A 26,588-nucleotide genomic window follows, 5' to 3' on the forward strand; every position below is an offset into this window, starting at 1 on the left:
CGACATCGATATGAAGCCGATCCGGCTGAAGCGCGATCCGGTGCTGATCGGGTTGTGGATCGCGCTTGTCCTTGTCGCGCTGGTCTGGGTCGCACCCTTCATCTTCATCGTGTTCACCTCGTTGAAGACACCGGCGGCCGTCACCAGCACCGGCGCCTTCATGCCGCCGACCGACCTAGCCTTTCAAAACTACGCCGACGCTTGGAGCCGCGGCAATTTTGCCAGCTCCTTCTTCAACAGCGTCATCATCACCGTCATCAAGGTGCCGCTCGGCCTGGCGCTGTCGGCGATGGCTGCCTACGCTCTTGCCAAGATCAAGTTGAGGATCAGCAAGGCGCTCCTGCTGGTGGTGGTCTTCGGCACGATGATCCCCTTCCAGGTGATGCTCGCACCACTCTTCACGCTGGTGAATTCGTTCGGGCTCATCGACACCTATGCGGGCGTCATCCTGCCCTATATCGCCTTCGGCGTTCCCTATCAGGTCTTCATCCTACACGGTTTCTTCAAGAGCATTCCAAAGGAGCTGTCGGAGGCAGCCCTCATCGACGGTGCGACGCATTTCACCATCTTCCGGCGGATTTTCCTGCCCGTCTGCCTGCCGGTTCTCGCTGCCTTGCTGATCCTCGACTTCGTCTCCACATGGAACGAATTCGCCATGGCGCTCGTCCTTTTGCAGGACCAGCACATGTGGACCCTGCCGCTCGGCCTCATGTCATTCCAGGGGCAGTTTTCCAGCAATTACGGCCAGCTCAACGCCGCGATCGTCATGACCGTCCTGCCTGCGACGATCGTCTATCTCATGTTCCAGCGCTACTTCGTGTCCGGACTGACCTCCGGGGCCGTCAAGGGCTGATAGCGAAATCGATTTCTACGAGGAGAGAATAAATGTCTGATGCAGCAGTCGAAAAATGGGGCGTGTTCGAAGCGGCCTTCGCGGGCCCGTCCGAGGGCAATCCCTATCTCGACGTGGCATTCGATGCCGTGTTCACGCAGAAGAGTCGGGAAGTCCGTGTGCCGGGATTTTATGACGGCAACGGCACCTACCGAATCCGCTTCATGCCCGATACCGAGGGCGAATGGTCCTTCAAGACACGGTCGAAGACGGGTGCACTCGACGGCAAGACGGGTTCGTTTACGGCAAGTGCGCCATCGGCCGGCAATCACGGCCCCGTGCGGGTGCGCAACAAGTTCCATTTCGGCTATGCAGACGGCACGCCGTTCTTCTCCTTCGGCACAACCTGTTATGCCTGGACGCACCAGCCGCGGGAGATGCAGCAGCAGACGTTGGAGACGCTGAAGAAGACGCGTTTCAACAAGATCCGCATGGGCATTTTTCCGAAGGACTATCCTTACAATGTCAACGAACCGCTGCATGCCGGCTTCGAAAAAAGCGCTGACGGCAAGGAGGACTTCGACCGGCCGAATCCGGCCTTCTTTCAGCATTTCGACCGGCAAGTGGCAGCCCTGTGCGCGCTCGGCATCGAGGCCGACATCATCATCTTCCATCCCTATGACCGCTGGGGTTACGCCGACATGTCGGCGGAGCGTGATTTCCGCTATGTCGCCTATCTGGCAGCGCGGCTTTCCGCCTACCGGAACGTCTGGTGGTCGCTTGCCAACGAATACGACTTCCTCATCGACACCAAGCCCATGGAACAGTGGGACCGCTACTTCCACATCCTGGAGGAAAACGACCCTTACCAGCACCTTCGATCGATCCATAATGGCGACGTGACGGCCAATTTCGACCATCGTAAGCCGTGGGTAACGCATACCTGCATCCAGAACCCCGACGTCAAGCGCACGCAGGAATGGCGCAATGCCTATGGCAAACCCGTCGTCAACGACGAGCCGGAATATGAAGGCGATATCCTGCAGTCCTGGGGCAATCTCTCCGCCCACGAGCTGGTCCACCGCTACTGGATCACCATGGCGCGCGGCGGTTATGCTGGCCATGGCGAGACCTATTCGCATCCCGAGGACCTGATCTGGTGGGCCAAGGGCGGCGAGCTGCGCGGCGAGGCCTGGAAGCGCATCGGCTTCCTGCGGGACCTGCTCGAGGCCGACGTCAAGCACGGGCTGGAACCGCTCGGCATCATCGGCGAATGGCCCTGGTCACGGGTCTCGGGCGCGCGCGATGGCGACGGCGACTTCCGGTTGATCTATCTCGGCGAGCATCAACCCGTCATCTGGTCATCGGGCCTGCCGCTCGACGGCACCGATTACGACGTCGATATCATCGACACCTGGGAGATGACGATCACGCCAGCCGAAAAGGTTGAGGCCCCCGTGCCGCATCCCACCCGTCATGGCGCGATCGTGCGCGGCGGCAAGCCGGATGCAGCCTTCGGCGTCAAGCTCCCGCGCAAGCCGCATCAGGCGCTGCGCGTGCGCAGGAAGCGCTAGGGATCAGGGAGAAGCTCCATGTCTGGGTTGAGTATCAACAAAGTCAAGAAATCCTTCGGTTCGGTCGACATCATCCACGGCATCGACGTGGAGATTGCCGACGGCGAGTTCGTCATCCTCGTCGGCCCGTCCGGCTGCGGCAAGTCAACGCTCTTGCGCATGATTGCCGGCCTGGAGGAGATCAGCGCCGGCAAGATCAGCATCGACGGGCGCGTCGTCAACAATCTGCAGCCGAAGGACCGCGATATCGCCATGGTCTTTCAGAACTACGCCCTCTATCCGCAGATGACGGTCGCCCAGAACATGGGATTTGCTTTGGAGCTTGCCGGCGCCAAGCGGCCGGAGATCGACAAAAAAGTGGCGGAGGCTGCGGCGATCCTCGGCCTGCAGCCGCTTTTGGAGCGCAAGCCGGCGCAGCTTTCGGGCGGCCAGCGCCAGCGCGTGGCCATGGGCCGCGCCATCGTCCGCGATCCCAAGGTGTTTCTCTTCGACGAGCCGCTGTCGAACCTCGACGCGAAGCTCCGCGTCAAGATGCGGGCCGAGATCAAAGCACTGCATCAGCGCCTGAAGACGACGATCGTTTATGTCACGCATGACCAGATCGAAGCCATGACCATGGCCGACAAGATCGTCGTGCTGCAGGGCGGCCACGTCGAACAGATCGGCAGCCCGCTCGAACTCTATGACCGGCCGCGCAACATCTTCGTCGCCGGTTTCCTCGGTTCGCCGGCAATGAATTTCCTCGAGGGCACGCTTGAGGATTCCGGCGGGCCTAGTCTCGCTCTTCCCGGCGGCGCGCGGGTCAAACTCTCGCAGGCGCCGGCCAATTCCGCGGGCAAGCCACTCACGCTCGGCATCCGTCCCGAGGATATTTCGCTCGGTGGCGATGAGGGCGTCGAGGCGGTGGTGAAGGTTATCGAGCCGACCGGCTCGGAAACCCATGTCGCCGTCGAGGTGGAGGGCAAGGAGCTGACCTGGGTCGTGCGCGAACGCGTAAACCTTGCTCCGGAGCAGCGCGTCAAGCTGTCGTTTGCGACCCCCAAGGTACACTTCTTCGACCGGCAGACGCAGAACAGGCTCGACGCTTAAAGCTCGTTGTGTTCCCGCCATTCCGGACACAGAACAGCTGCGCTCCTTTGCTGGAATTGCGCTGAGATCAGCACCCTCAGATACAAATGAGCCGGGCGGCCTGACACCGCCCGGCTCTTCCACGGTGTTGGTCCGCCCCAGGTCAGGTCACCGTGCTGAGTGTTCGTGCAATCGCATTGCGCCAGCCGACGATCCGAGCCTGCCTGTCCATATCAGTCATATCCGGCTCAAAGGTGCGGTCGCTCGCCCAGGCCTGCGCGAAGTCATCGCGATCCGGCCAGACTGCGGCCCTGGATCCGGCAAGCCAGGCAGCGCCAAGCGCCGTCGTCTCCAGCGTCGCGGCCCTGTCGACAGGACTTGAGAGAATATTGGCGAGATGCTGCATGGTCCATTCGGAGGCCGACATGCCGCCATCGACGCGCAGGACGGTTTCGATCGGGTGGTCGCCCCAATCGCTGCGCATCGCCACCAGAAGATCGAGCGTCTGGTAGGCGACCGACTCCAAGACAGCGCGCGCGAGCTCGGCCGGGCCGCTATTGCGCGTCAGGCCGAAGATCGCTCCCCGCGCTTCCGGATCCCAATAGGGAGCGCCGAGCCCGGTGAAGGCCGGCACGACATAGACCCTTTGCTGCGGATCGGCCCTGTCAGCCAGAGCACCGGTTTCCGATGCCTTCCCGATAATGCCGAGACCGTCACGCAGCCACTGCACGGCAGCGCCCGCAATGAAGATCGATCCCTCCAGCGCGTAGGTCGTCTTGCCGTTCAGACGGTAGGCGATGGTGGTGAGCAGCCGGTTCTTCGAGTGCACGCGGTCGTCACCGGTATTCAGGAGTGCAAAACAGCCGGTGCCGTAGGTCGATTTCACCATGCCCGGTTCGAAACAGGCATTGCCGATCGTCGCCGCCTGCTGGTCGCCCGCGACCCCGAGGATCGGGATCCCCGTGCCGAAGATGTCAGGATCGACCATGCCGAAATCGTCGGCACTGTCCTTGACCTCGGGCAGCAGCGCGCGCGGGATGCGCAGGATCTCGAGAAGCTCGTCGTCCCAGCGGTTCTCGGCAATGTTGTAGAGCAGGGTGCGCGAGGCATTGGTCGCATCGGTGGCATGCGTCCGCCCGCCGGTCAGCTTGTAGATGATCCAGCTGTCGATGGTACCGAAACAGACCTCTCCAGCTTCGGCGCGGACACGCAGTCCCTCAACGTTGTCGAGCAGCCAGCGCAGCTTCGTGCCGGAAAAATAGGGGTCGAGAAGCAGGCCGGTCTTGGCAGTAAAGAGCTTTTCATAGCCATCGACCTTCAGCCGGTCGCACATTTCCGTCGTGCGCCGGTCCTGCCAGACGATCGCCCTGTGGAGCGGCCGGCCGGTGGCTTTTTCCCAAACGACGGTCGTTTCCCGCTGGTTGGTGATGCCGATGGCGGCAATCGCGCCCGGCGCTATGCCGCTCTTTGCTACCGCATCGCGCGCCGTCGCAAGCACCGTGTCCCAGATTTCGCCCGCATCGTGCTCCACCCAGCCGGTCTGCGGGAAATGCTGGGTAATCTCCGTCTGGGCCGATGATGCGATCCGCATCTGAGGGTCGAAAAGGATTGCCCGCGACGATGTCGTGCCCTGGTCGATGGCAAGGATATGGCCGTTCATGACATGTCTTTCCTGCGCAGCAGCCATCGCTCCGTCGAAACGACGGCCCTGTGCTCGTTTTATGTTTGGAAGCGCTGTCGACCTTCCCGGCACTGTCGCCGGGAAGGCCTGACGGTTGCCGGACGCTCAGAGCGCCCGGCCAATCCGACGCCTACTTCTTGGCGTCGGCCCAGCTCTTGACGAGGTCGTCATAGTTGATGGTGACAGGCTTTTCCTTCTCGTTCTCGATCTTCAGCTGCGGCGCAAGGTTGCCCTTCTTCACCGCGTCTGCGTTCCAATAGGCGAGATCATGCTCCTCGGCGAGTTTCGGGCCGATATCGCCCTGCACCTTGGCGCGTTCCAGGCGCTGCAGCACCTTTTCCTGTTCGCCGCACAGCGAGTCCATGGCTTCCTGTGCCGTCTTTGCGCCGGAAGCGGCATCACCAATTGCCTGCCACCACAGCTGCGCGAGCTTCGGATAGTCAGGAACGTTGGTTCCGGTCGGCGACCATTGCACGCGGGCGGGCGAGCGGTAGAACTCGATCAGGCCGCCGAGCTTGGGAGCGCGCTCCGTGAAGCTCTTGTCGCGGATGGTGGATTCGCGGATGAAGGTCAGCCCGACGTGGCTCTTTTTCACGTCTATGGTCTTCGAGGTGACGAACTGCGCATAGAGCCATGCGGCCTTGGCGCGGTCGTCAGGCGTCGATTTCATCAGCGTCCAGGATCCGACGTCCTGATAGCCGAGCTTCATGCCGTCCTTCCAGTAGACGCCGTGCGGGCTCGGAGCCATGCGCCATTTCGGTGTGCCGTCCTCATTCATGACCGGCAGGCCGGGCTTGACCATGTCAGCGGTAAAGGCCGTGTACCAGAAGATCTGCTGGGCAACCGCACCCTGCGCCGGCACCGGACCGGATTCGGAGAAGGTCATGCCGCCGGCTTCCGGCGGAGCGTAGGCCTTGATCCAATCGAGATACTTCTCGATCGAATAGACGGAGGCAGGGCCGTTGGTGTCGCCGCCGCGTGCGACGCACGAGCCGACCGGACGCGAATTCTCGTCGACCTTGATGCCCCATTCATCGACCGGAAGCCCGTTCGGCAGACCCTTGTCGCCATTGCCGGCCATGGATAGCCAGGCATCGGTGAAGCGCCAGCCGAGCGACGGGTCCTTCTTGCCATAGTCCATATGGCCGAAGACCTTCTTGCCGTTTACGTCACGGCCGGTAAAGAATTCAGCAATGTCCTCATAGGCCGACCAGTTGACGGGCACGCCGAGGTCGTAGCCGTATTTCGCCTTGAAGTCGGCCTTGTTCTTCTCGTCGTTGAACCAATCGTAGCGGAACCAGTAGAGGTTCGCGAACTGCTGGTCGGGAAGCTGATAGAGCTTCTTGTCCGGCGCGGTCGTGAACTTGGTGCCGATGAAGTCGTCGATGTCGAGGCCCGGATTGGTGACATCCTTGCCTTCGTTGGCCATCCAGTCGGTCAGGCTGCGGGCCTGCTGGTAGCGCCAATGGGTGCCGATCAGGTCCGAGTCGTTGACATAGGCATCATAGATATTTTCGCCGGACTGCATCTGCGTCTGCAGCTTTTCGACGACGTCGCCTTCACCGATGAGGTCATGGGTGATCTTGATGCCGGTGATTGCGGTGAAGGCAGGCGCCAGCACCTTCGATTCATATTCATGCGTCGTCAGCGTTTCGGAAACAACCTTGATGTCCAGGCCGGCGAAGGGTTTGCCGGCATCGACGAACCACTGCATTTCCTTTTCCTGGTCGGCGCGCGAAAGCGTCGATAGATCGCCGACTTCCTTGTCGAGGAATGTCTTGGCCTCGTCCATGCCGGCATAAGCCGACGCGGTCATTGCCAGCAGCAAGCCTGCTGTCGTCGTCAGTAAGTGCTTTCGCATAATATCCTCCCGGGGTTTGCGATTGCAGGTCTCACGTCTCAGGCGGCCAGTACCCCCGGCCATCTGTATCACCCTGGCATCACACGTAACGGAACACGCCGATCGCGTAGATCACGGAGATGCCAAGAGCCCACCACAGGTTGGGTCCTCCCAGACCCAGCCATGCAAGATGAATGAATGCTGCGCCAAGCAGCGAAATGAACAGCCGGTCGCCGCGCGTCGTCTCGAAGCGCAGCAGGCCGACGCGGGGCGAACCGCCCGGCGAGAAATATTCCCAGACGCTCATGCCGATCAGCAGCAGCAGGATCGTCAGGAAGAAGAGCGCCGTCGGCAGCGTCCAGGCCATCCAGGAAAAGCTCATGTCCGGTCCTCCTCAGACGCGACCTAGGGCAAAGCCCTTGGCGATGTAATTTCGAACGAAATAGATGACGAGCGCGCCGGGAATGATGGTCAGCACGCCGGCTGCCGCCAGCACCCCCCAGTCCATGCCAGAAGCCGAGACCGTGCGTGTCATGATCGCCGAGATCGGCTTTGCGGCCGTCGTCGTCAGCGTGCGGGCAAGCAAGAGTTCGACCCACGAAAACATGAAGCAGAAGAAGCCTGCTACGCCGACACCGCTCGCAATCAGCGGAATGAAGATCTTCACGAAGAAGCGCGGGAAGGAATAGCCGTCGATATAGGCCGTCTCGTCGATCTCCTTCGGCACGCCGGACATGAAACCCTCGAGGATCCAGACCGCCAGCGGCACGTTGAACAGGCAGTGGGCGAGTGCGACGGCAATATGCGTGTCGATCAGGCCGAAGGCCGAATAGAGCTGGAAGAATGGCAGCGCGAAGACCGCCGGCGGCGCCATGCGGTTGGTCAACAGCCAGAAGAACAGGTGCTTGTCGCCGAGGAAGCGGTAGCGCGAGAAGGCGTAGGCGGCCGGAAGTGCTGCGGCCACCGAGATCACCGTGTTCATCACCACATAGATGATCGAGTTGATATAGCCGTTGTACCAGGACGGATCGGTGAAGATGACCGCATAGTTGCGCAGCGTCGGGTTCGTCGGCCACAGCGAGAAGGCGCCGGTAATCTCGGCATTCTCCTTGAAGCTCATATTGACGAGCCAGTAGATCGGCAGGATCAGGAAGAGGATGTAGATTGTCGGAACGAGCCAGGAAAGGCTGCCTGCAGGTTTGTATTTGCTGGTCATGTCTTACCTCCCCCTTAGCCGTTCGCGTCGCCGCTGGTCATCACGGTGTAGAACACCCAGGAGAGCAGCAGGATGATGAGGAAGTAGATGATCGACATTGCCGCCGCCGGGCCGAGATCGAACTGGCCGACCGCCATCTTCACCAGATCGATGGAGAGGAAGGTCGTCGAGTTGCCAGGGCCGCCGCCGGTGACGACGAAGGGTTCGGTATAGATCATGAAACTGTCCATGAAGCGCAACAGCACGGCGATCAAAAGCACGCGCTTCATCTTCGGCAGCTGGATGTAGCGGAAGACGGACCAGCGCGAGGCGCCATCGATCTTGGCCGCCTGATAATAGGCATCCGGGATCGAAACGAGGCCGGCATAGCACAGCAGCACGACGAGGCTCGTCCAGTGCCAGACGTCCATGATGATGACGGTTACCCAGGCATCGACCGGATCGCGTACATAATTGTAGTCGAGGCCGATCGCTTCTAGCGTATGGCCGAGCAGGCCGATATCGACACGGCCGAAAACCTGCCAGATCGTGCCGACGACGTTCCACGGAATGAGCAGCGGCAGCGCCATCAAGACGAGGCAGACGGGAACGCCCGGTCCCGATTTCGGCATGTTGAGCGCAATGAAGATACCAAGCGGAATCTGCAGCGCCAGGATGATGAAGGAGAAGAGCAGGTTGCGTTGCAGTGCGTCCCAGAAACGGGCGGAATGCAGGGTCTGGACGAACCAGTCGGTACCGGCCCAGAAGAACTCGTTATTGCCGAACGTATCCTGCACCGAATAGTTGACGACAGTCATCAGCGGGATGACGGCCGAAAACGCCACGAGCAGCAGCACCGGCAGGACCAGAAACCAAGCTTTGTTGTTCCACGTCTTCTGCATGGGTATCAGGCCTCCCTGCCGACGCGCCAGCTGTCGGCGTAAATGCTGATGGCTGACGGATCGAAGCTGACGCGGGCCTCTGCCGGGATTTCGGCATCCTCGGATACGACGATTGCGATCGGCTGGCCGGCGAAGCGGGCGCGAACGATCTTCTGGCGGCCGATATCTTCGACCTTGCTCACCGATACCGGCATACCCTCCCGACCGAGCCGGATGAATTCCGGGCGAATGCCGAGCTCGGTCTTGGTCGCGCCCTCGGTCTTCGGCGCATAGTCGAGCGTCAGCGTCTCGTCTCCGACCGTGACGGAGCTGCCATTGATCCGCGCCGGCATGACGTTCATGCCGGGCGAGCCGATGAAATAACCGACGAAGGTGTGGCTCGGCCGCTCGAAGAGTTCGGCTGGCGTGCCGATCTGGACGATCTGACCGTCATACATGACCACCACCTTCTCGGCGAAGGTCAGCGCCTCGGTCTGATCATGGGTGACATAGACCATAGTGAAGCCGAACTGCTTGTGCAGCCGCTTCAGCTGCGAACGCAGCACCCATTTCATATGCGGGTCGATGACGGTGAGCGGCTCGTCGAAGAGGATGGCGTTGACGTCGTTGCGCACGAGCCCGCGCCCGAGCGAGATCTTCTGTTTCTGGTCGGCGGTCAGGCCCTGCGCCTTGCGCTTCGCCCAGCCGGCAAGGTCGATCATCTCGAGAATGTCGCGCACGCGCCGGTCGACATCCGCTTCGGCGACGCCACGGTTGCGCAGCGGAAAGGCTAGATTGTCGTAGACCGTCATCGTGTCGTAGATGACCGGAAACTGGAAGACCTGCGCGATATTGCGGCTCTGGGTCGAAAGGTCCGTGACATCCTTACCGTCGAACAGGATGCGGCCATGCGACGGCTGCAGGAGGCCGGAGATGATATTGAGCAGCGTGGTCTTGCCGCAGCCGGAGGGGCCGAGAAGCGCATAGGCGCCGCCATCGTTCCACTCGTGGTCGACTTCCTTCAGCGAATAATCCTTGTCGCTCTTCGGATTGGCGCCGTAAGCGTGGCGGATATGGTCGAGCGTGATGCGTGCCATTGTGCTCTCCTAAACCTTTCCGACCGTGGCGATGGCCTGTCCGTCGGCGCCGAAGGCCATCATGTGGCGCGTGTCGAGAAAGGCCTCGATTTCCATGTCCGGATCGATGTCGTGAATGCCGTGTGCCAGCATCACCCAGCGCACGCCGTCATAGTCGAGGTGAACAAAGCTCTCCGAACCGGTGATTTCGGACACCAGCGTGCGCGCTTGCAGACGGGCTGCATCGCCGGTCTGCGGCGCAAGGCCGAGGTGGTGCGGATGAAAGGCGATGGTGACAGGCCCGTCCGGCACGGTGGAAAGATGGGCCGGAACCGGAAGCGTGCCCCCGCCTGGGCGCACGAAGAGAGGGCCCGATTTGGTGACCTCGATGGCGTTCAGCGGCGGATCTGCGAAGATGCCGGCGGTGGCGAGATCGACCGGGCGGCGATAGACCTCGATCGTCGGTCCGAACTGGGTGATGCGGCCGGCGTTCAGCGTCGCTGTATTGCCACCGAGCAGCAATGCCTCCGATGGCTCGGTGGTGGCGTAGACGAAGATCGCACCCGACTGGGCGAAGATCTTCGGCAATTCCTCGCGCAATTCCTCGCGCAGTTTGTAATCGAGATTGGCGAGCGGCTCATCCATCAGCACCAGGCTGGCATTCTTGACGAGGGCGCGCGCGAGCGCAGTGCGCTGCTGCTGGCCGCCGGAGAGATTGAGCGGCGTGCGATCGAGATAGGGCGTGAGCTTCAGGAGTTCGGCTGCCTTGCGCACGTCGCGATCGACCGCAGCCGCATCCTTGCCGGAAATGCGCATCGGGGAGGCGATGTTCTCGTAGACGGTCAATGCCGGATAGTTGATGAACTGCTGGTAGACCATGGCGACTTTGCGCTTCTGCACCGGCATGCCGGTGACATCGGCGCCGTCGAAATGCACCGAGCCTTCGGTCGGCCGATCAAGCCCCGCCATCAGACGCATCAGCGATGTCTTGCCCGACAAGGTTGGCCCCAGCAGGACATTCAGCGTGCCCCGCTCGAGAACCAGATCGGTCGGATAGATATGATAGTCCGCGCCCACCATCTTGGCGGCGTTTCGCAGCTCCAGCATTCCGATTCCCGTGCCTCCTCGCAACGGGGACCACACGCCACCTTATCCGGCCATCTGCGCCGGCATGGCAGCCATGTACTCCTCCAGTGATCTGACCTGCTCCTTGGAAAGACGCAGGCCATCCTTTGTTCTTCGCCAGAGCACGTCTTCGGCGTGCCTGGCCCATTCATGTTGGACGAGATATTCGACCTCGGCCTCATAGAGGTCGGATCCGAACGGCCTGCCCAGATCCTCGATCTTCTGGGCGCCGCCGAGAAGCGTGGTTGCCCTGGTGCCATAGCGGCGTACGAGCCGGCGGGCATGGGCATCGGTCAGGAACGGATAGCGGCTCTTCAGCTTGCTGACTTCGCCCTCATAACCCTGCACCGGAAAGTCGCCGCCCGGCAGATGGCTGCCCGCCGTCCATGGCCTGCCCTTGAGACCGATCGCTTCGCCGATCTTTTCCAGCGCATGTTCCGACAGCCGCCGGTAGGTGGTGAGCTTGCCGCCGAAGACATTGAGAAGCGGCGCCTCGCCGGCCTTGCCCTCGATCTTCAGCACATAATCGCGCGTCGCCTCCTGTGCCTTCGAGGCGCCGTCGTCGAAGAGCGGCCGCACCGCCGAATAGGTCCAGACGATATCCTCCGGCCTCACCGGCTCCTTGAAATATTCCGATGCCGCATTGCAGAGATAGAGCGTCTCCTCTTCGGAAATCTTCACGTCCTTCGGATCGGCTGTGTAATCGCGGTCGGTGGTGCCGATCAGCGTGAAATCGGTCTCGTAGGGGATGGCAAAGATGATGCGGTTGTCGGGGTTCTGGAAGAAATAAGCGCGTGGCCCATCGAACTTCTTCCTGACGATGATGTGGCTGCCCTGCACGAGGCGCACATGGCGGGCCTCGTTCTGGCCGAAGGCTGCGCGGATGACATGATCGACCCAGGGGCCGGCGGCATTGATGAGCATGCGGGCCTGATGGCGCTCGCTCTTGCCGCTTACCGTGTTGACCGTCTCGATCGTCCAGACGCCCTTCTCGTCGGCACCCTTCTCCTGTCTCGCCGACACGACCTTGGTGCGCGGCATGATCAGCGCGCCCTTGTCGGCGGCATCGCGCGCATTCAGCACCACCATGCGGGCATCGTCGACCCAGCCGTCGGAATATTCGAAGGCCTTGGTGAAGAGGCCCTTCAGCGGCTTGCCGGCCGGATCGGAGCGCATGTCGAGAACCGATGTCGGCGGCAACAGCTTGCGGCCGCCCAAGTGGTCGTAGAGGAAGAGGCCGAGGCGGATCATCCAGGCCGGCCGGATGCCGCCCTTGTGATAGGGCAGCACGAAACGCAGGGGCCAGATGATGTGGGGGGCCATGGCCCACAGGATCTCGCGCTCCATCAACGATTCCCGCACCAGGCGGAACTCGTAATGTTCGAGATAGCGCAAGCCCCCATGGATGAGCTTTGTGGCGCCCGACGAGGTGCCTGAGGCGAAATCGTTCATCTCGGCAAGGGCCACCGTATAACCACGGCCAACCGCATCGCGCGCAATGCCGCAGCCGTTGATCCCACCGCCAATGACGAAAATATCGTGGATTCGGCTCATGCTCCCCCTCTTTGAGCCAGAAAGCGCAATAGTTTCCCCAACCATTGCGAAAGTGAGGACGATTAAACCGAAAATTTTTCGAATGTCAAACGAATGTTACTCGCCGCTAAAATCAGCGATTGGCTTTCGCCGTTTCGACCAGAACGACGCCGCTCTGCTGACAGATATTGCGGATGGAAGGTGAATCGCATTGGTCGGTAATGAAGGTATGGACCTGCGAAATCTGGCCGATACGAACAGGTGCGGTCCGTTCGAATTTGGTCGAATCCGCCACCAGGATGACGTGTCTGGCATTGGCGATGATCGCCTGCGCCACCTTGACCTCGCGGAAATCGTAATCGAGCAGGGCACCGTCAGGATCGATTGCCGAGGCGCCAATCACGGCATAATCGACCTTGAACTGCCTGATGAAATCGACGGCCGCTTCCCCGACAATGCCGCCGTCGGACTGGCGCACGACGCCGCCGGCAATCACCACCTCGATATTGTCGATCAGTCGTAATCTATTGGCAACATTGATATTATTGGTGATCACCATCAACTCGTGATGATCGGAGAGGGCTTCGCCCACGGCTTCTGTCGTCGTGCCGATATTGATGAAAAGCGAACTGTTGTTGGGGATAAGATCGGCTGCGGCAATGCCGATCGCCTGTTTCTCCGTCGCGGCGATCTGGCGCCTTGCGTCGTAGCGGACATTTTCCGTTCCGCGCGGGAAGGTCGCACCGCCATGTATGCGCGTCAGGAGCTGCGCATCGCAAAGATCGTTCAGATCCTTGCGGATCGTCTGCGGTGTCACGGCAAACTGCGTTGCCAGATCATCGACCAGCACCCGGCCCGACGATCTTGCAAGCGCGATGATCTTCTCCTGACGATCCGACAGAAACATGCGCCCTCCCTTCGTTTCGCTTTCATCTTTAGCGAAACTTGCCTTGAGGGCAATCTCACCGGGCGTTTTGTTTGAATATGATCGAGTGCTGAAATCCCTTTGGATATTGCAAAGCTCGCCCCGCCTCTGCCTTGTTGCGCGCTTAGCGTATTATGCGATTCGCTGTCCGCGACGGGGCGGAGCATGCACGAGGGACAAAAGGAGAGTTCGATGACAGACGCCAAGAGCGGCATTACGGGACTACGGCCGCAGATTACGGTGATTGGCGTCGGCGGCGGCGGCGGTAACGCGATCAACAACATGATCGCCGAGAAACTGGCCGGTGTCGATTTCATCGCTGCAAATACGGACGCGCAGGTGCTGGCGACCTCCAAGGCATCGCGTCGCATCCAGCTTGGCGCCCATGTCACCGAAGGCCTCGGCGCCGGCTCCTTGCCGGAAGTCGGCCGCGCCGCCGCAGAGGAATCGCTCGACGAGATCATGGATCACCTGAGCGGTTCGCACATGTGCTTCGTTACCGCCGGCATGGGCGGCGGCACGGGCACGGGTGCGGCACCCGTCATTGCGCATGCGGCCCGTTCGGCCGGCATCCTGACCGTCGGCGTCGTCACCAAGCCCTTCACCTTCGAAGGCAATCGCCGAATGAAAATGGCGGAAGCCGGCATCGAAGCGCTGCGCCAGGCAGCCGATACCGTTATCGTGATTCCCAACCAGAACCTCTTCCGCATTGCCGACGCCAAGACCACCTTCGCCGATGCCTTCATGACGGCCGACCGGGTGCTCTATTCCGGGGTTGGCTGCATCACCGACCTCATCGTCAAGGAAGGCTTGATCAACCTGGACTTCGCCGATGTGAAATCCGTCATGCGCGGCATGGGCCGGGCGATGATGGGTACCGGCGAAGCCAGCGGCGAGGGCCGGGCGATGAAGGCAGCGGAAGCGGCCATCGCCAACCCGTTGCTCGACGATATCTCGATGAAGGGCGCCAAGGGCGTGCTGATCTCGATCTCCGGCGGCTCGGACATGACGCTGTTTGAGGTCGACGAGGCCGCAAGCCGCATTCGCGACGAGGTGCAGGACGACGCCGAAATCGTCGTCGGCGCGATCTTCGATCGCAGCCTGGACGGCAGGTTCCGCGTTGCTGTCGTTGCGACCGGCCTTGACGGCGCCGGCGCAACCGCTGCCGCGCCGGGCTTCACTGCCGAGCAACTCCAGGGCCGCATGCTGCAATAGCCTGACAGGATCGCTTGACTCAGGCGGTTTCTTTTAGCGGCAACGGGCAAGAGCATTTGAGAGAGATGAGAGTGGCTGCAACCACGTCGTCATCTCGACTCTCTCAGCGGTAAGATGCTGAAGGCCTATGAGGTCGCCCCACCTCTAAGTTAGTGGCAACGTTCGTGATCATGTCCGGCCAGGTTTGCGCTATCGTCGGTTTTGAGCGCCGCGTAAGCCTGGCATTCGTGCTTGAACCGACGCAGGTCGTGATCCTGCGCGTCCTTTATGCCGGACGGCAATTCGAAACTGGGGAAAATTGGACCGCGCCCTTGGGCCGGACGGCGAAGCGCGCAAAGCCTGGACTGGTCGAACCGGTCTCTAGCCAATCACCCCGATCACCTCGTCGGCGGCACGCAAGCCACTTTCCCAAGCGCCATGTGCGGTCGAGAAGTCCGATTGATGTGTCGCCTCGCCAGCGAAGAACAGCCGGTCGGCGACCGGTCGTGCAAGGATGGTGCGGGCGCCTGCATGGCCGGGTAGCGCATGGCTGTAGGAGCCGCGAACCCAATCCGTGTGGCACCATGACGAGGCGGCCAGAGGCCGCAGGTGGCGGCGAATATTGTTTCCGATGAGCGATGACAGCTGGTCGAGGGCGAAGGTGAAGGCGTCGAGCAGGCCGGACTGTTCGATGACGACGGCGCCCTTTCCGCCGAAGAAGCCTTCGACGACCGGGCGGCCGAGCGGCCGGATATAATAGCTGCCGGTCTCGTCACTCCTGACATCGCCGAGCAGATGGGTTTCCGGCTCAAGACCGTGATTGCCGGTGAGCTCCAGGAACAGTTTGTCTGCGAGGCCGAGCGGCAATTGCGCTGCGGCATGCAGATGGTCATCGGCCTCAGGGTCGAAGGCGATGGTGCCGCGGCCAAGAACATTGGTCGAGACCGTGACGATCGCCGCACCCGCCGCGACCGGGCCGCGGTCGGTTTCCAGCCGCACGCCTTGACCGGTCAGGGCAATACGGCGAACCGGTGTCGACAGGCGCAGGAGCACATCAGGAACGGAAGCACCGATCAGGTTTCCATAGCCTTCGTGCACCCGCCAGTTGGCGTTAGTCGCGGCATTGTCATAGGCAAGGAAATCGGCGACCGACAGTCGCTCCAGCGGTGCGCCGTTCAGATAGCCGCTGAGCGACTGGCAATAGGCATTCCACTCGCCATCCGGCTCCAGCGCGTCCGACGCCCGGTCGCTTTCGGGTGGATTGACGCGCAGGCGCTCTTCAAGCGCTTCCCAGGCAGCGGCGGCAGCCCGACGTTCCTCCGGCGAGAAACCGAGATCGCGCCACTGATTCTGCCAGGCCGTCGGCCCGCGCTCGATCGTAAAGCCGGCCGCACGGCCGATTGCGACAAGGGGATTGCGTTCGGCCGAATGCAGCCAGCCGCAACCCATATCGAGCGGCATGCCTGACAGTTCGATCGTCCAGGCCCGGCCGCCGACGCGGTTGCTGGCCTCGAGGATGACGACCGAGCGCCCGGCATCGGTAAGCTTTCGTGCGGCAGCAATGCCCGCTGCGCCAGCGCCGATAACAGCCACGTCGTAGTCCATCGTCACCCCTCCGCCACGTGCTTCGTCATCACCTTGATAGGCTTCAGCTTTACATGGGAGCTGCCCCCGCTTCAATGCGCCCGAAAGCCTGCTACTATGCCGACATGACCTTCTTTGAAACCCTTGTTGCCTTGCTGGCTGTCGCCATCCTGCTCCTGCAGATCACCCGGCGCATGCATCTGCCCTATCCCGGCATTCTGGCTGCTGCCGGGGTCTGCGTGGCGATGCTGCCCGGCGCGCCTGTTATCCCGATCGATCCGCCGACGGCGCTTGCCCTGTTCATCGCGCCGGTGCTCGTCGACTCCGCCTATGACTTCCCGATGGGTGCTGCGCGGCGCATGGTGCTGCCGCTGATCTTTTATGCCGTGATTGCCGTTCTGGTCACGACCGGCCTGGTGGTCTCGATCAGCATGCTGACTGTTGGCCTGCCGATTGCGGTGGCCGTCACGCTCGGCGCCATCGTTGCCCCGCCCGATGCTGCTGCAGCGACCGCCGTGCTTTCCAATCTGCCGGTGGATCGGCGTGTGGATGCGTTGCTCAAGGGCGAAAGCCTGTTCAATGACGCAACGGCGCTGTTGCTGTTTGGAGCGGCACTGACAGTCCAGGCACGCGGCGGGCTCGATGGCGCAACCGCGCTGCAGATCGGCTTTGCCGCACCCGGCGGCATTCTCTTCGGCATCGTCTTCGGCTTCCTCGTCTCACGGCTGCGCCCCATCACCGAAAATACGGTCGGCGGCACGCTGCTGCAGTTCGTCTATGCCTTTTCGACCTGGCTGATCGCCGAGCATCTGCACCTTTCGGCGGTGCTGGCGACGGTTGCGAGCGCCATGACGATCGCCACGCTTTCAACGGTCGATGATTCCCCGCGCATGCGGGTACATTCCTTCGCCGTCTGGACGACGGTCGTCTTCCTGCTGAACGTAGTCGCTTTCCTGCTCATGGGCCTGCAGGCCCGCCGTATTCTTGAATCCATGTCCGCCGACGCGCTGGAACGGGCCCTCTATTTTGCCGCCATCGTCGTCGGCGGCGTCATCCTGGCGCGCCTGGCCATGGCCTTCCTGCTGCATGCGATCGTCGCTTCACGCCACCGGCGCGGCAATGTGCTGGCGCCGTTTACCAACGGCGAGACCTTTCTGGTCGGCTGGTCCGGCATGCGTGGCCTTGTCACGCTCGCGACCGCCTTTGCCCTGCCTGCCGATTTTCCTGAGCGGGACCTCGTCGTGCTGACGGCCTTTGCGGTCGTGCTCGCAACGCTCGTCATCCAGGGAGCGACACTCGCCCCGATGATCCACTTTCTAAAACTCGGGCGGCAGGCGGAAGTCCGCGATGAGTTCGAGGCGGCCCGACGGTCGCTTGCCGAAGCCGCATTTCAGCGACTGGAGAAGGAAGATGGTGCCGAAGCCGCGGCGCTCCGCGCAGTCAGCAAGGATCATTGGAACGCGCCGGCCAATACGGATGAGGCCTCGCAGCTCATCCGACGCCGCGATCTGACGATCGCAGCGGTGATCGCCCAGCGCCAGCGCCTCGAGGAACTGCGAGACACGGACCAGATCGGCCCGACCCAATATCTGGAACTGCAGGAGGACCTGGACTGGAAGCAGCTCTCGGTCGGCCCCGACGAGGATCGGCGCATGACCGAGAGCTAGGTCATCAAGAACGAGCGAGGCGGCGCGCCCTCAGCGGATGCTGAACGGGAAATATTTCGCGTTGATCGTATCGTAGGTGTCGCCGGCCTGGATCGTCTCCAGCGCAGCATTGAGCTTGTCCAGCAACGCCTTGTCGGAAGGGCGCACGGCGATACCGGCGCCGTCACCGAAATATTCGGTATTCTTGATATCTTCGCCCTTGAAGGCGCAGCAGCTGCCCGCTTTGGTGTTTGCGAGCCAGTCGTAGACCGCCAGCTTGTCTTCCAGGATGATGTCGACCTTGCCGTCGGCAAGACCCTTGTAGAGATCCGGAGATGCAGGGAACACGGTCGTCGCGACGCCACTATAGAACTTCTTGGCATAGGCTTCCTGGGAGGTCGCCGCTGTCACACCGAGCCGTATGTTCTTCAGATCATCGGGTGAGGTGCCGGCAATGCCGGATTTTTTGGGCGCGATGAAGACCGACGGGCTGTCATAATATTTCTGGGTGAAGGCAACCTTTTCGCGCCGCTCTGCGCTCATCGACATTGACGAGATGATCGCGTCATACTTGTTATCCAGCAGGTTCGGGATCATCGCAGTCCATTCCTGGATGACGAATTCGCATTTCAATTTTGCCGTCTCGCAAAGGGCCTTGGCGAAATCCACGTCGAAGCCTTGAAGCTGATTGTTGGAATCGAGATAGTTGAACGGCGGAAATGCGCCCTCGACCGCTATACGGATGCTGTCGTTTTCCGCAGCTGAGACAATAGCGGGCTCAAGAATACTCGCCGATATAAGGGCGGCAAAAGACAATGCGAGAAATTTCAAGCGGAAACTATATATAAATCGCAACATAACATCACCTTATCTTGGAGTTATCTTGCCAACGTTGCATCGGGCAAGCGTCACGCAGCAAGCAGCCAACCACACAACGATTAAAAAGCTCATCACTTTTCAGCCGTTAATTTACGGCTGCTTGAAAAGCTTTTCGTAATCAATCAAGGCCAGTATCGGAACTCCGTGGGAGGAGGTTCCGTGTCTGCTCGTCAATCATCACGACTATTTGCTCACAGAGCGACCTGGGCGTCGTCCGGGTCGATATTGCTCCTGCTTGCGATCAGCGGGCTGGCAATTCTTGGGCTTGTATTCCTCGCCGCCATTTGGGCGGGAGAGGAAAGCGATGCAGCCGCCCTTGATCGTCAGCGACAACTCGTCAACAGCCGCCTTCAGGATCAAGTCAAGCGCGTGTCGCAGGATATCCAGCTGATGGGCGCAGGTTATGCCTCGCTGCTGGTGGCGGATTCAGCAACCGCGAGCGGCAAGAGCGACCGCGCTGGCGCGACATCCGCAGCGACATTCGGGAAGATCGCAACAACGGTCTTCGGCTACAACGCGGCATTCCTCGTGACCCCGGCAGGCGAGCTTGCCCTGCAATCGGATCCCGAAACGAAACGTCGCTTCAAATGGGTGCGGCCGCTGCTTCAGCCGATGATCCAGGATCTCGAAGCAAGGCAGCACGGTGCGCCGCAGGGGCCGAGCTCCGAACCGGAACCGAGCCAGGTGGAGCTGATGCGGCTGGAGGGCCGCCCTTCGGTTGCCGGCGTCGTTTCGGTCATGGGGTCTTCGAAAGTGGATCCGCAGGAGGGGAATGACGGCAACAGGCTCTACCTCGTGACGTTCCGCTTCCTCGACGGCATCACGCTCGATACACTGAGCCGCGAACAGGGATTGGCCGGCGCGCGCTATGCCCGCACCGCCGATCAGGAGCAAAATGAGGTTGCGTTTCAAATAGAGGCGACGGCTACCGGAGAGCCTATCGGCTTTGTTATCTGGACGCCGGACCTGCCGGGCTCACGCGTCATCGGCCGGCTTGTTCCGGTCCTCTCCATTGCCGGCCTGGTCATTGCCGGGCTCTTCTTCGCACTGATGGGTCGTTTGCGCCGCAGCCTTAGAGAACTCAGCGCCAGCGAACATCATGCGCGGCATCTATCGCTTCATGACGTTTTGACGGGCCTGCCGAACCGGGCGCTGTTTGCGGCTCGCTTCGAGCAATGCCTTGCGGCCATGAAATCCCCCGGCCGACGCGCCGTCCTTGCCCTCGTCGATCTCGACAAGTTCAAGGAGGTGAACGACATCCATGGACATGCCGCCGGCGACGAGCTTCTGCGCAGCGCCGTCGACCGGATGAACGCCCTGATGAAATCGGGCGATACACTTGCCCGCCTCGGCGGCGATGAGTTTGCCCTGCTTCTTCCCGATGCGAGGGAAGCCGACGACACCCATATTGTCCTTTGCAACGCCATAATCGAGGCCTTGAGCAAGCCGTTTCAGCTTCGCGGAGGCGACGTCGTCGTCCGCATAGGCTGCTCGATCGGCATCGCCACCTTTCGTGACACGACCCAGGCAACCAGCGAATTTTTGCGGCGTGCGGATGTTGCGCTCTATGAAGCCAAGACCAACGGGCGCGGCTGCTTGATCGAGTATGAACCCTCTCTCGATCATAGGGTCGAAGCGCGGGAAAATCTCAAGAACGATCTTCGTCTCGTGCTGGAAGATCAAGTGCAGCTTTCCGGCATTCCGGACAATTCGCGTTCGGGTAATCCGGGCCATCTGGAGGTCTTCTTTCAAGGCGTGCATCGTGCCGACGCGCCTCGGCAGCTATCGGGTGCTGAGGCCCTCGTGCGATGGCGCCATCCCACCCAAGGGCTTCTGTCGCCCGACAAGTTCATCCCCATTGCAGAAGAGGCTGGCATGATCGACCAGCTGGGCGAGTGGGTCCTCAGGAATGCCACGCAAGCGGCGGCTTGCTGGCCAGCCGACATGTCGGTCGCCGTCAATGTTTCACCCTCGCAAATCCGGCATCGGGACTTCGACCGCCATGTGCTTTCGATCCTGGCGGAAACCGGCCTGCCGCCATCGCGGCTGGAATTGGAACTGACGGAAGCTGCACTCTTCAATATCGATGAAAATGCGCAGGCAACGCTTGGCCGACTCCGATCCCAGGGGATCCGAATTGCCCTCGACGATTTCGGCACCGGTTTTTCGTCGCTAAGCCATCTCGTTCAATTCAACATCGACCGGATCAAGATCGATCGCTCATTCGTCAGCTTGCTTGGGGCTCAGGCAGAGGGCGCCGCCATCGTTTCCGCGATCCTGGGTTTGAGCCGCACGCTCGGAAAGGCGACGACGGCGGAAGGCGTGGAGACGGAGGGGCAGAGAGACTTTCTCGTCGCAGCCGGCTGCAACGACCTGCAGGGCTTCCTTCTCTCCCGCCCCGTGCCTCTGGTCGAATTCCTGAAATTATTCCCTTCGATCGAAGTAATGATGCCCCAGTCGGTTGCCGCATCCTATTCGCGCGGCTGATCTCTTCCGCGACTGCTCCCCTCATGGCCGTTTTCCCATCATCCAGACGAGATAGGGGGCGCCTGCGAAAGCGGCAAACAGGCCGAGCGGCAGATCGTAGGGGAAGGTCACGGTGCGGGCACCGAGATCTGCGATCACCATCAGCACAGCCCCTATGACCGCGGCGGCGAAAAGCCTGCTGCCTGCCTTTTCGAAACCGGCCCGGTGGGCGATATGCGGGGCCATCAGGCCGACGAAGCTCAAGGGGCCGACAAGCAGCGAGGCGGCAGCGGTCGCAATGCCTGCCGTCAGCACCATCATCGTGCGGGCACCGACGAGCGGCAAGCCGAGCGCAAGCGCGACGGGTGCCCCGAGCGGCAGAATGGTCATCCATCGCGTGAAGATCAGACCGACGGCCAGGATGACGACGGTGAGGCCGGCGAGGAACGTAGCCGTTTGCGGCGTGGCGGCCGCAGCCGAACCGCCGAGCCAGGCAAGGATCTGCCAGGCACGCTGGTCGCCGACAGCAAGAAGTGCGCTCAGGATCGCCGAGCTGAAGGCGCTGACGGAAATGCCGGCAAGCAGCAGGCGTTCGGGCGGCAGATGCCGGCGGGCGGCAAAGAGGGCCACAACGACGAGGACGACGATCGCACCGCCGCCGGCGCCGACGAAAAGACCAGCCGCGTCGGCATTGGCGGAAAAGCTCAAGGCAATGGCATAACCGACGCCGGCCCCACCGCTGACCCCCAGGACCTCGGGGCTTGCCATCGGATTGCCGGTGAGGCGCTGCAGCATGGCGCCCGCCATGGCAAGCAGGCCGCCGGCGGCGGCAGATGCGACCAGGCGCGGCCAGCGGGCGGGAAACAGTTCCCAGAAGAGCTCGCCGCGAAGCAACGTCCACCCATCCGGCAGGCGCGCGACGAAGAGGGCCGCCCAGACGAGCGGCGGGAGCAGGCAGAGGATCAGGATGAGGCGCGACAGCGGTGCCCGGGAAACGACGACGCTATCGGGCGGCTGCGGCGGCTCGACGGCACGCACCTGCGGCAGCAGCCAGAGCAGCAACGGCCCGCCGATCAGTGCGGTCACCGATCCCGTCGGGAAAGTCTCGCCCGCCGAGGAAGCGAGCAGTTGCACGACACCATCGCAGAACCACAACAGCAAGCCACCGGCGACAGGCGAGAGAAGCAGGATGCTGCGTGTCGTGCGCGCACCGAGCAGGCGCATGAGCGCGGGGGCGGCCAGGCCGACAAAGCTGACGAGACCGACGGCGGCAGCAACGCCAGCGCTGAGGGCTACGGCAAGGCTTGCAACGGCAATGCGCGTGCCGACGAGCGCCACACCCAGCGAGCGCGCACCGCTGTCGCCGAGGCCGAGCAGGGTCAGCGGACGCAGAAGAAGCACGGTGATGACAAGACCGAGCAGCAGCTCCAGGCCGAGTGTCACCGTCGCCGACCAGTCCTGCTGGCTGAGCGAACCGCCATTCCAGGTGACGAGCGACATCAGATATTCGCCCTGAGACAGGGTCATCGCTGCTGACAGCGCGCTGCAGGTGATGCCAACCAGCAGGCCGGAAACCGCCATGGTGATGGGCTCGAAGCTGCGCCGCCAGCCGAGCAGGAAGACGAGCGCCGTGGCCGTGGCAGCACCGGCAAGCGCCACAAAAGCGCGGTAGCCATCGAGCACCTCGGGAAAGAACAGCGTGGCAGCGACGATCGCAAGCTGCGCGCCTGAGGAGACGCCGAGCGTCGAGGGATCGGCAATCGGGTTGCGAAGCAATCGCTGCAAGAGGGCGCCGGCAAGCCCGAGGGCTGCACCGGCCAGAATCGCGACTGCCCCGCGCGGCAGGACGGCATAGGCGAAAATGATCTGCTGCGTGGTCATCTGCCCGGCATCGAAGGGTAAGGACGGCCAGTCGGCGAAGGGCAGATGGTTGAGTGCCGCGCACAGGAAGAGGCCGGCGGAAGCGACGAAGGCGAGAAGCGCGACAGTGAGCGCAGCAGGTCTGATCACGGCGTTTCTCCTGACGACGACAAGGCCGTCTTGAAGAGCTGCGTGAAGCGGGCAGCGGCTGCGACGCCGCCATAGGGATTGATATTGCCAAGCATCAGCACACGCCCGTCCCGCACCGGCTGCAGCGACTGCCAGATCATGCTGTTCTTGAGGCCGTTGCGCGCTTCGACAGGGATATCGGAGATGATGACAATGCGCGCTTCCGGCTCGGCAGCCAGGTTTTCGATCGGCACCGGAGCGGCGAACGTATAACGGGAGCGGTCCGTCCAGGCGTTCGGCAGGCCAAGCCTGGAAAGGATATCGCCGAACATGCTGTCGGCGCCGAAGACGCGGACGTGCCTCGCATCCCCGATATTGACGAGATAGGTCGGCCGCGATGCAAAGCCCTGCAAGCTGAGGCGTGCCTCCTCGACAAGGGCTGCCTGTTTGGCCACGACTTCGCGGCCACGCTCGTCGAGGCCGAGTTCACTTGCCAGTGCCGAAACGGCGATGATTGCCTTCGCATAGGGCGGCTCGCCCCTGTTGTAGAAGGGCAGCGACAAGGTTGGCGCGATCGCCCGAAAGCTCGCCTCGAACCTGGCATAGAAGGGTGAAATCAGAATGAGGTCCGGGCGTAAGAGACGCAGGAGTTCGAGGTTGGGCGATCCGCGCAGGCCAAGATCGGCAACGCTCTCATCCAGCACCGGCTCGACGGCATCCTTGCGAAACTGCACGAGTTCGGTCGCGGCGATCGGCATGACGCCGAGAGCCGCCAGCGTTTCCAGCATGGCCCAGTCGATCGCCGCGATGCGCTTTGGAAGGGATTGGCGCGTTTCCGCGAAGGTTTTTCCCGGAACAGCGAATGCCGCCAGCAGTGCAAGCGCCTGCCGACGGCTGATGCTCTTTCCATATGCGTCGCGAAATTCACTCACCATTGAAAGGTCAGCTTGCCCATCACCGTTCTGCCATCGCCATAGGTGCAGCCGAAGGAGCTGCAGCTTGCAACATAATCCTTGTCGGCAAGGTTCTTCACGTTCAGCGAGGTGGTCACATTGTCCTTCTTGTAATGCACTGCTGCATCGAAGAGGGTGACGGCGTCAAGATCGAGTGTGTTCTTGGTGTCGCCATAGCGCTGGCCGACATAGCGCACGCCACCGCCGAGACCGAAGCCTTCAAGCGCCATATCCTCGGGGAAGGTATAGTCGAGCCAGAGGCTGGCGGCATGTTCGGGCACATTGTCCGGACGATTTCCGTCGTCGATGCCGCCGACGATTTCAGCCTGCATGTAAGTGTAGGCAGCCCGCAGATCGAGGCCGTCGGTCAGGCTGGTGACCCCTTCCAGCTCGATGCCCTTGACGTCGACCTCGCCGATCTGCCCCGTCGTCGTGCCACCGGACGGCAGCGCGATTATCGTCAGAACATTCTTCTGCTTCAGGTCATAGGCGGCGACAGTGAAGAAACCATTCCAGCCCTCCGGCTGATATTTGACGCCGACTTCCACCTGTTCGCCCGTTGTTGGCTGCAGCGGCCCGCCGGTCGCCGGCACCGGCACTGGCTCGAAGGAGGTGGCATAGCTGATATAGGGGGCGATGCCGTTGTCGAAGACATAGCTGAGGCCGGCGCGACCGGTCAGCTTCTGGTCGTCCTTGTCGAGGGAGCGCGATACGCCAGTCAGCCGGTTCGTCGAGGTGCCCTCAGTGCTTGCCCAATCCTGGCGAAGGGCTGCCGTCGCGCGCCAGTTCTCATAAGCAAGCTCGTCCTGCACATAGAGGCCGACCTGCGTCATCTGCGAATCGACTTTGGTGCTGAGCGTCGGCGCAATCAGCTTGACCGAGCCATAGACCGGATTGAAGGCATCGAGCGGCGTGGCGCGCCAGAACTGGGTGCCGACATTGTTGTCGTAGTAGCGGTAATCCAGACCGAAGAGCACCTTGTGCTGGATCTCGCCGGTATCGAATTCCGCAAGCAGGTTATTGTCGACATTGAAGGTGTTGAGCAGCTCATCCTGGATAGTGGCGTTGCGGTTGATCGTCCGCCCGCCAGTAAGGCCGGTCGTCGACATGCCGAGGGCCTGATAGTTCCAGTCGAAATTCTGGTAGCGCAGGTTCTGGCGGAAGGTCCAGGTGTCGTTCAGGCGATGTTCGAGTTCATAGCCGAGATTGGTCAGCGTCCGGTCGGACCTGTCGAAGCTCTTATCGCCGACGAAGAAATCCCGCGACAAGCGGTTGGCGCCCGAAGCGTCGAGGGTGAGCTGTGGTGGCAAGCCGGACGGCGTGCTCGGATTATCGTGCTGGACGCTGGTCAAGATCGTCAGTTTGGTATCGTCATCCGGTTGCCAAGTGAGCGCTGGCGCAATGAAGTAGCGGTCATTGTCAAGCTCGTCGACCTGCGCCGAGGCCGTCCTTGCCAATCCGGTCAGACGATAGGCGAAATCGGAATTGCCGGGCATGATGTCGCCGAAATCGAAATAGGTGCCATAGGTGTCATAGCTGCCAGCCTGTACGCCGACCTCGCCGAAACGTTCGAAGACCGGCCGCTTGCTGATGAGATTGATCATGCCGCCCGGATTGCCCTGGCCGTACATGACCGACGCCGGACCACGCAGCACTTCGATACGCTCGAGCTGATAGGGATCGACCGCTGGGGCACCTGCGGTGCGCATCATGCGCAGTCCGTTGAGGAATTGCGCCTGACGGCTGTCGAAGCCGCGGATACGCGGGGAATCAAAGCGCGGATCGGCGCCATAGGGCTCGCCGACGACCCCGGGCACATAATCGAGCGCCTGGCCGACGGTTTCGGCACCCTGCGACTTCAGCTGGTCAGCCGTCAGCACCGAGATGGATTGCTGGGTTTCGAGCAGCGGCGTACCGGTCTTGGTGGCAGTCGCACTCGTCCTTGCGACAAATCCCTTAACCGGCGCCGTCGGGTCCTCATTCTTGGAGCCGCTGATGACGATCGGGGCAAGCGTCGTCGGATTGACTTCCTGCGCAGTAGCCGGAAACAGCGGCGCCAGAAGCGCGCTTGCCAGCGCCGTCGTCGAAACGAATTTGAGCAGGTGAGGAGAACCAGTCATCGAAAGCCCGTTACATTGGAAAACTGG

General features: G+C 61.7%; 20 protein-coding genes. 6 read left to right on the forward strand and 14 right to left on the reverse strand.

Annotated features, from left to right (window positions below):
* The first annotated feature begins 10 nt into the window (after positions 1-10).
* From AC1DUP_RS20000 to AC1DUP_RS20010, 3 genes are read left to right on the forward strand one after another with little or no spacing between them, the layout of a single operon-like run.
* The gene (locus tag AC1DUP_RS20000; protein ID WP_113298026.1) at positions 11-853 is read left to right on the forward strand and encodes a carbohydrate ABC transporter permease; all 843 of its coding nucleotides are present in this window, start codon (positions 11-13) and stop codon (positions 851-853) included.
* Positions 854-885: 32 nt separating this feature from the next.
* On the forward strand, positions 886-2,406 hold the full coding sequence (locus AC1DUP_RS20005; RefSeq protein ID WP_113309725.1) for a DUF5060 domain-containing protein: 1,521 nt from the start codon (positions 886-888) through the stop codon (positions 2,404-2,406).
* Between the two features lie 18 nt (positions 2,407-2,424).
* Positions 2,425-3,495, forward strand: coding sequence for a sn-glycerol-3-phosphate ABC transporter ATP-binding protein UgpC (locus AC1DUP_RS20010; RefSeq protein WP_113309726.1), 1,071 nt, complete (start codon positions 2,425-2,427; stop codon positions 3,493-3,495).
* 142 nt (positions 3,496-3,637) lie between these two features.
* On the opposite strand, the gene glpK is transcribed toward AC1DUP_RS20010, so the two are convergent.
* The 9 genes from glpK to AC1DUP_RS20055 all read right to left on the reverse strand — a co-directional run bounded on the left by glpK (position 3,638) and on the right by AC1DUP_RS20055 (position 13,712).
* Positions 3,638-5,134 (reverse strand): glycerol kinase GlpK, encoded by a 1,497-nt coding sequence (gene glpK, locus AC1DUP_RS20015; RefSeq protein WP_113309727.1) that lies wholly within the window; start codon positions 5,132-5,134, stop codon positions 3,638-3,640.
* Between the two features lie 151 nt (positions 5,135-5,285).
* Complete coding sequence (locus AC1DUP_RS20020; protein WP_113298010.1) at positions 5,286-7,016, reverse strand: ABC transporter substrate-binding protein; 1,731 nt, start codon at positions 7,014-7,016, stop codon at positions 5,286-5,288.
* A gap of 79 nt (positions 7,017-7,095) precedes the next feature.
* Positions 7,096-7,377: a DUF2160 family membrane protein gene (locus AC1DUP_RS20025; protein ID WP_113298011.1), complete on the reverse strand. Its 282-nt coding sequence runs from the start codon at positions 7,375-7,377 to the stop codon at positions 7,096-7,098.
* A 12-nt stretch (positions 7,378-7,389) separates the two neighbouring features.
* Positions 7,390-8,211: a carbohydrate ABC transporter permease gene (locus AC1DUP_RS20030; RefSeq protein ID WP_113309728.1), complete on the reverse strand. Its 822-nt coding sequence runs from the start codon at positions 8,209-8,211 to the stop codon at positions 7,390-7,392.
* A 14-nt stretch (positions 8,212-8,225) separates the two neighbouring features.
* Positions 8,226-9,092, reverse strand: a complete 867-nt coding sequence (locus tag AC1DUP_RS20035) for a carbohydrate ABC transporter permease (protein ID WP_113298013.1) — start codon at positions 9,090-9,092, stop codon at positions 8,226-8,228.
* Positions 9,093-9,097: 5 nt separating this feature from the next.
* Positions 9,098-10,168 (reverse strand): ABC transporter ATP-binding protein, encoded by a 1,071-nt coding sequence (locus AC1DUP_RS20040; RefSeq protein WP_113298014.1) that lies wholly within the window; start codon positions 10,166-10,168, stop codon positions 9,098-9,100.
* A 9-nt stretch (positions 10,169-10,177) separates the two neighbouring features.
* Entirely contained in the window at positions 10,178-11,254 is a 1,077-nt protein-coding gene (locus AC1DUP_RS20045; protein WP_113309729.1) for an ABC transporter ATP-binding protein, read from the reverse strand.
* Positions 11,255-11,296: 42 nt separating this feature from the next.
* Positions 11,297-12,826, reverse strand: a complete 1,530-nt coding sequence (gene glpD / locus AC1DUP_RS20050; protein ID WP_113309730.1) for a glycerol-3-phosphate dehydrogenase — start codon at positions 12,824-12,826, stop codon at positions 11,297-11,299.
* A gap of 112 nt (positions 12,827-12,938) precedes the next feature.
* Entirely contained in the window at positions 12,939-13,712 is a 774-nt protein-coding gene (locus AC1DUP_RS20055) for a DeoR/GlpR family DNA-binding transcription regulator (RefSeq protein ID WP_113298017.1), read from the reverse strand.
* A gap of 210 nt (positions 13,713-13,922) precedes the next feature.
* Here AC1DUP_RS20055 and ftsZ point away from each other — a divergent pair, with 210 nt between their 5' ends.
* Entirely contained in the window at positions 13,923-14,945 is a 1,023-nt protein-coding gene (gene ftsZ, locus AC1DUP_RS20060) for a cell division protein FtsZ (RefSeq protein WP_113298018.1), read from the forward strand.
* Positions 14,946-15,305: 360 nt separating this feature from the next.
* On the opposite strand, the gene AC1DUP_RS20065 is transcribed toward ftsZ, so the two are convergent.
* A complete protein-coding gene (locus AC1DUP_RS20065) occupies positions 15,306-16,529 on the reverse strand; it encodes an NAD(P)/FAD-dependent oxidoreductase (protein WP_113309731.1) in 1,224 nt (407 codons plus the stop codon).
* 104 nt (positions 16,530-16,633) lie between these two features.
* On the opposite strand from AC1DUP_RS20065, the gene AC1DUP_RS20070 reads away from it, so the two are divergent.
* Positions 16,634-18,175 (forward strand): cation:proton antiporter domain-containing protein, encoded by a 1,542-nt coding sequence (locus AC1DUP_RS20070; RefSeq protein ID WP_113309753.1) that lies wholly within the window; start codon positions 16,634-16,636, stop codon positions 18,173-18,175.
* A gap of 30 nt (positions 18,176-18,205) precedes the next feature.
* Here AC1DUP_RS20070 and AC1DUP_RS20075 read toward each other — a convergent pair whose 3' ends face one another.
* Positions 18,206-19,012 (reverse strand): transporter substrate-binding domain-containing protein, encoded by an 807-nt coding sequence (locus AC1DUP_RS20075; RefSeq protein ID WP_113309732.1) that lies wholly within the window; start codon positions 19,010-19,012, stop codon positions 18,206-18,208.
* A 180-nt stretch (positions 19,013-19,192) separates the two neighbouring features.
* Between AC1DUP_RS20075 and AC1DUP_RS20080 the strand changes: the two genes are divergently transcribed.
* On the forward strand, positions 19,193-21,520 hold the full coding sequence (locus AC1DUP_RS20080; protein WP_113309733.1) for an EAL domain-containing protein: 2,328 nt from the start codon (positions 19,193-19,195) through the stop codon (positions 21,518-21,520).
* 21 nt (positions 21,521-21,541) lie between these two features.
* On the opposite strand, the gene fhuB is transcribed toward AC1DUP_RS20080, so the two are convergent.
* Genes fhuB through AC1DUP_RS20095 form a run of 3 tightly spaced genes read right to left on the reverse strand, consistent with a single transcriptional unit; the run spans position 21,542 to position 26,561 of the window.
* Positions 21,542-23,509: a Fe(3+)-hydroxamate ABC transporter permease FhuB gene (gene fhuB, locus AC1DUP_RS20085; RefSeq protein WP_162748524.1), complete on the reverse strand. Its 1,968-nt coding sequence runs from the start codon at positions 23,507-23,509 to the stop codon at positions 21,542-21,544.
* Entirely contained in the window at positions 23,506-24,423 is a 918-nt protein-coding gene (locus AC1DUP_RS20090) for an iron-siderophore ABC transporter substrate-binding protein (RefSeq protein ID WP_113309734.1), read from the reverse strand. Before AC1DUP_RS20090 ends, fhuB begins: the two co-directional genes overlap by 4 nt.
* A complete protein-coding gene (locus AC1DUP_RS20095; protein ID WP_113309735.1) occupies positions 24,417-26,561 on the reverse strand; it encodes a TonB-dependent siderophore receptor in 2,145 nt (714 codons plus the stop codon). Before AC1DUP_RS20095 ends, AC1DUP_RS20090 begins: the two co-directional genes overlap by 7 nt.
* Positions 26,562-26,588: the final 27 nt, after the last annotated feature.

The sequence above is a fragment of the Rhizobium sp. 01L419 genome, assembly GCF_056400025.1.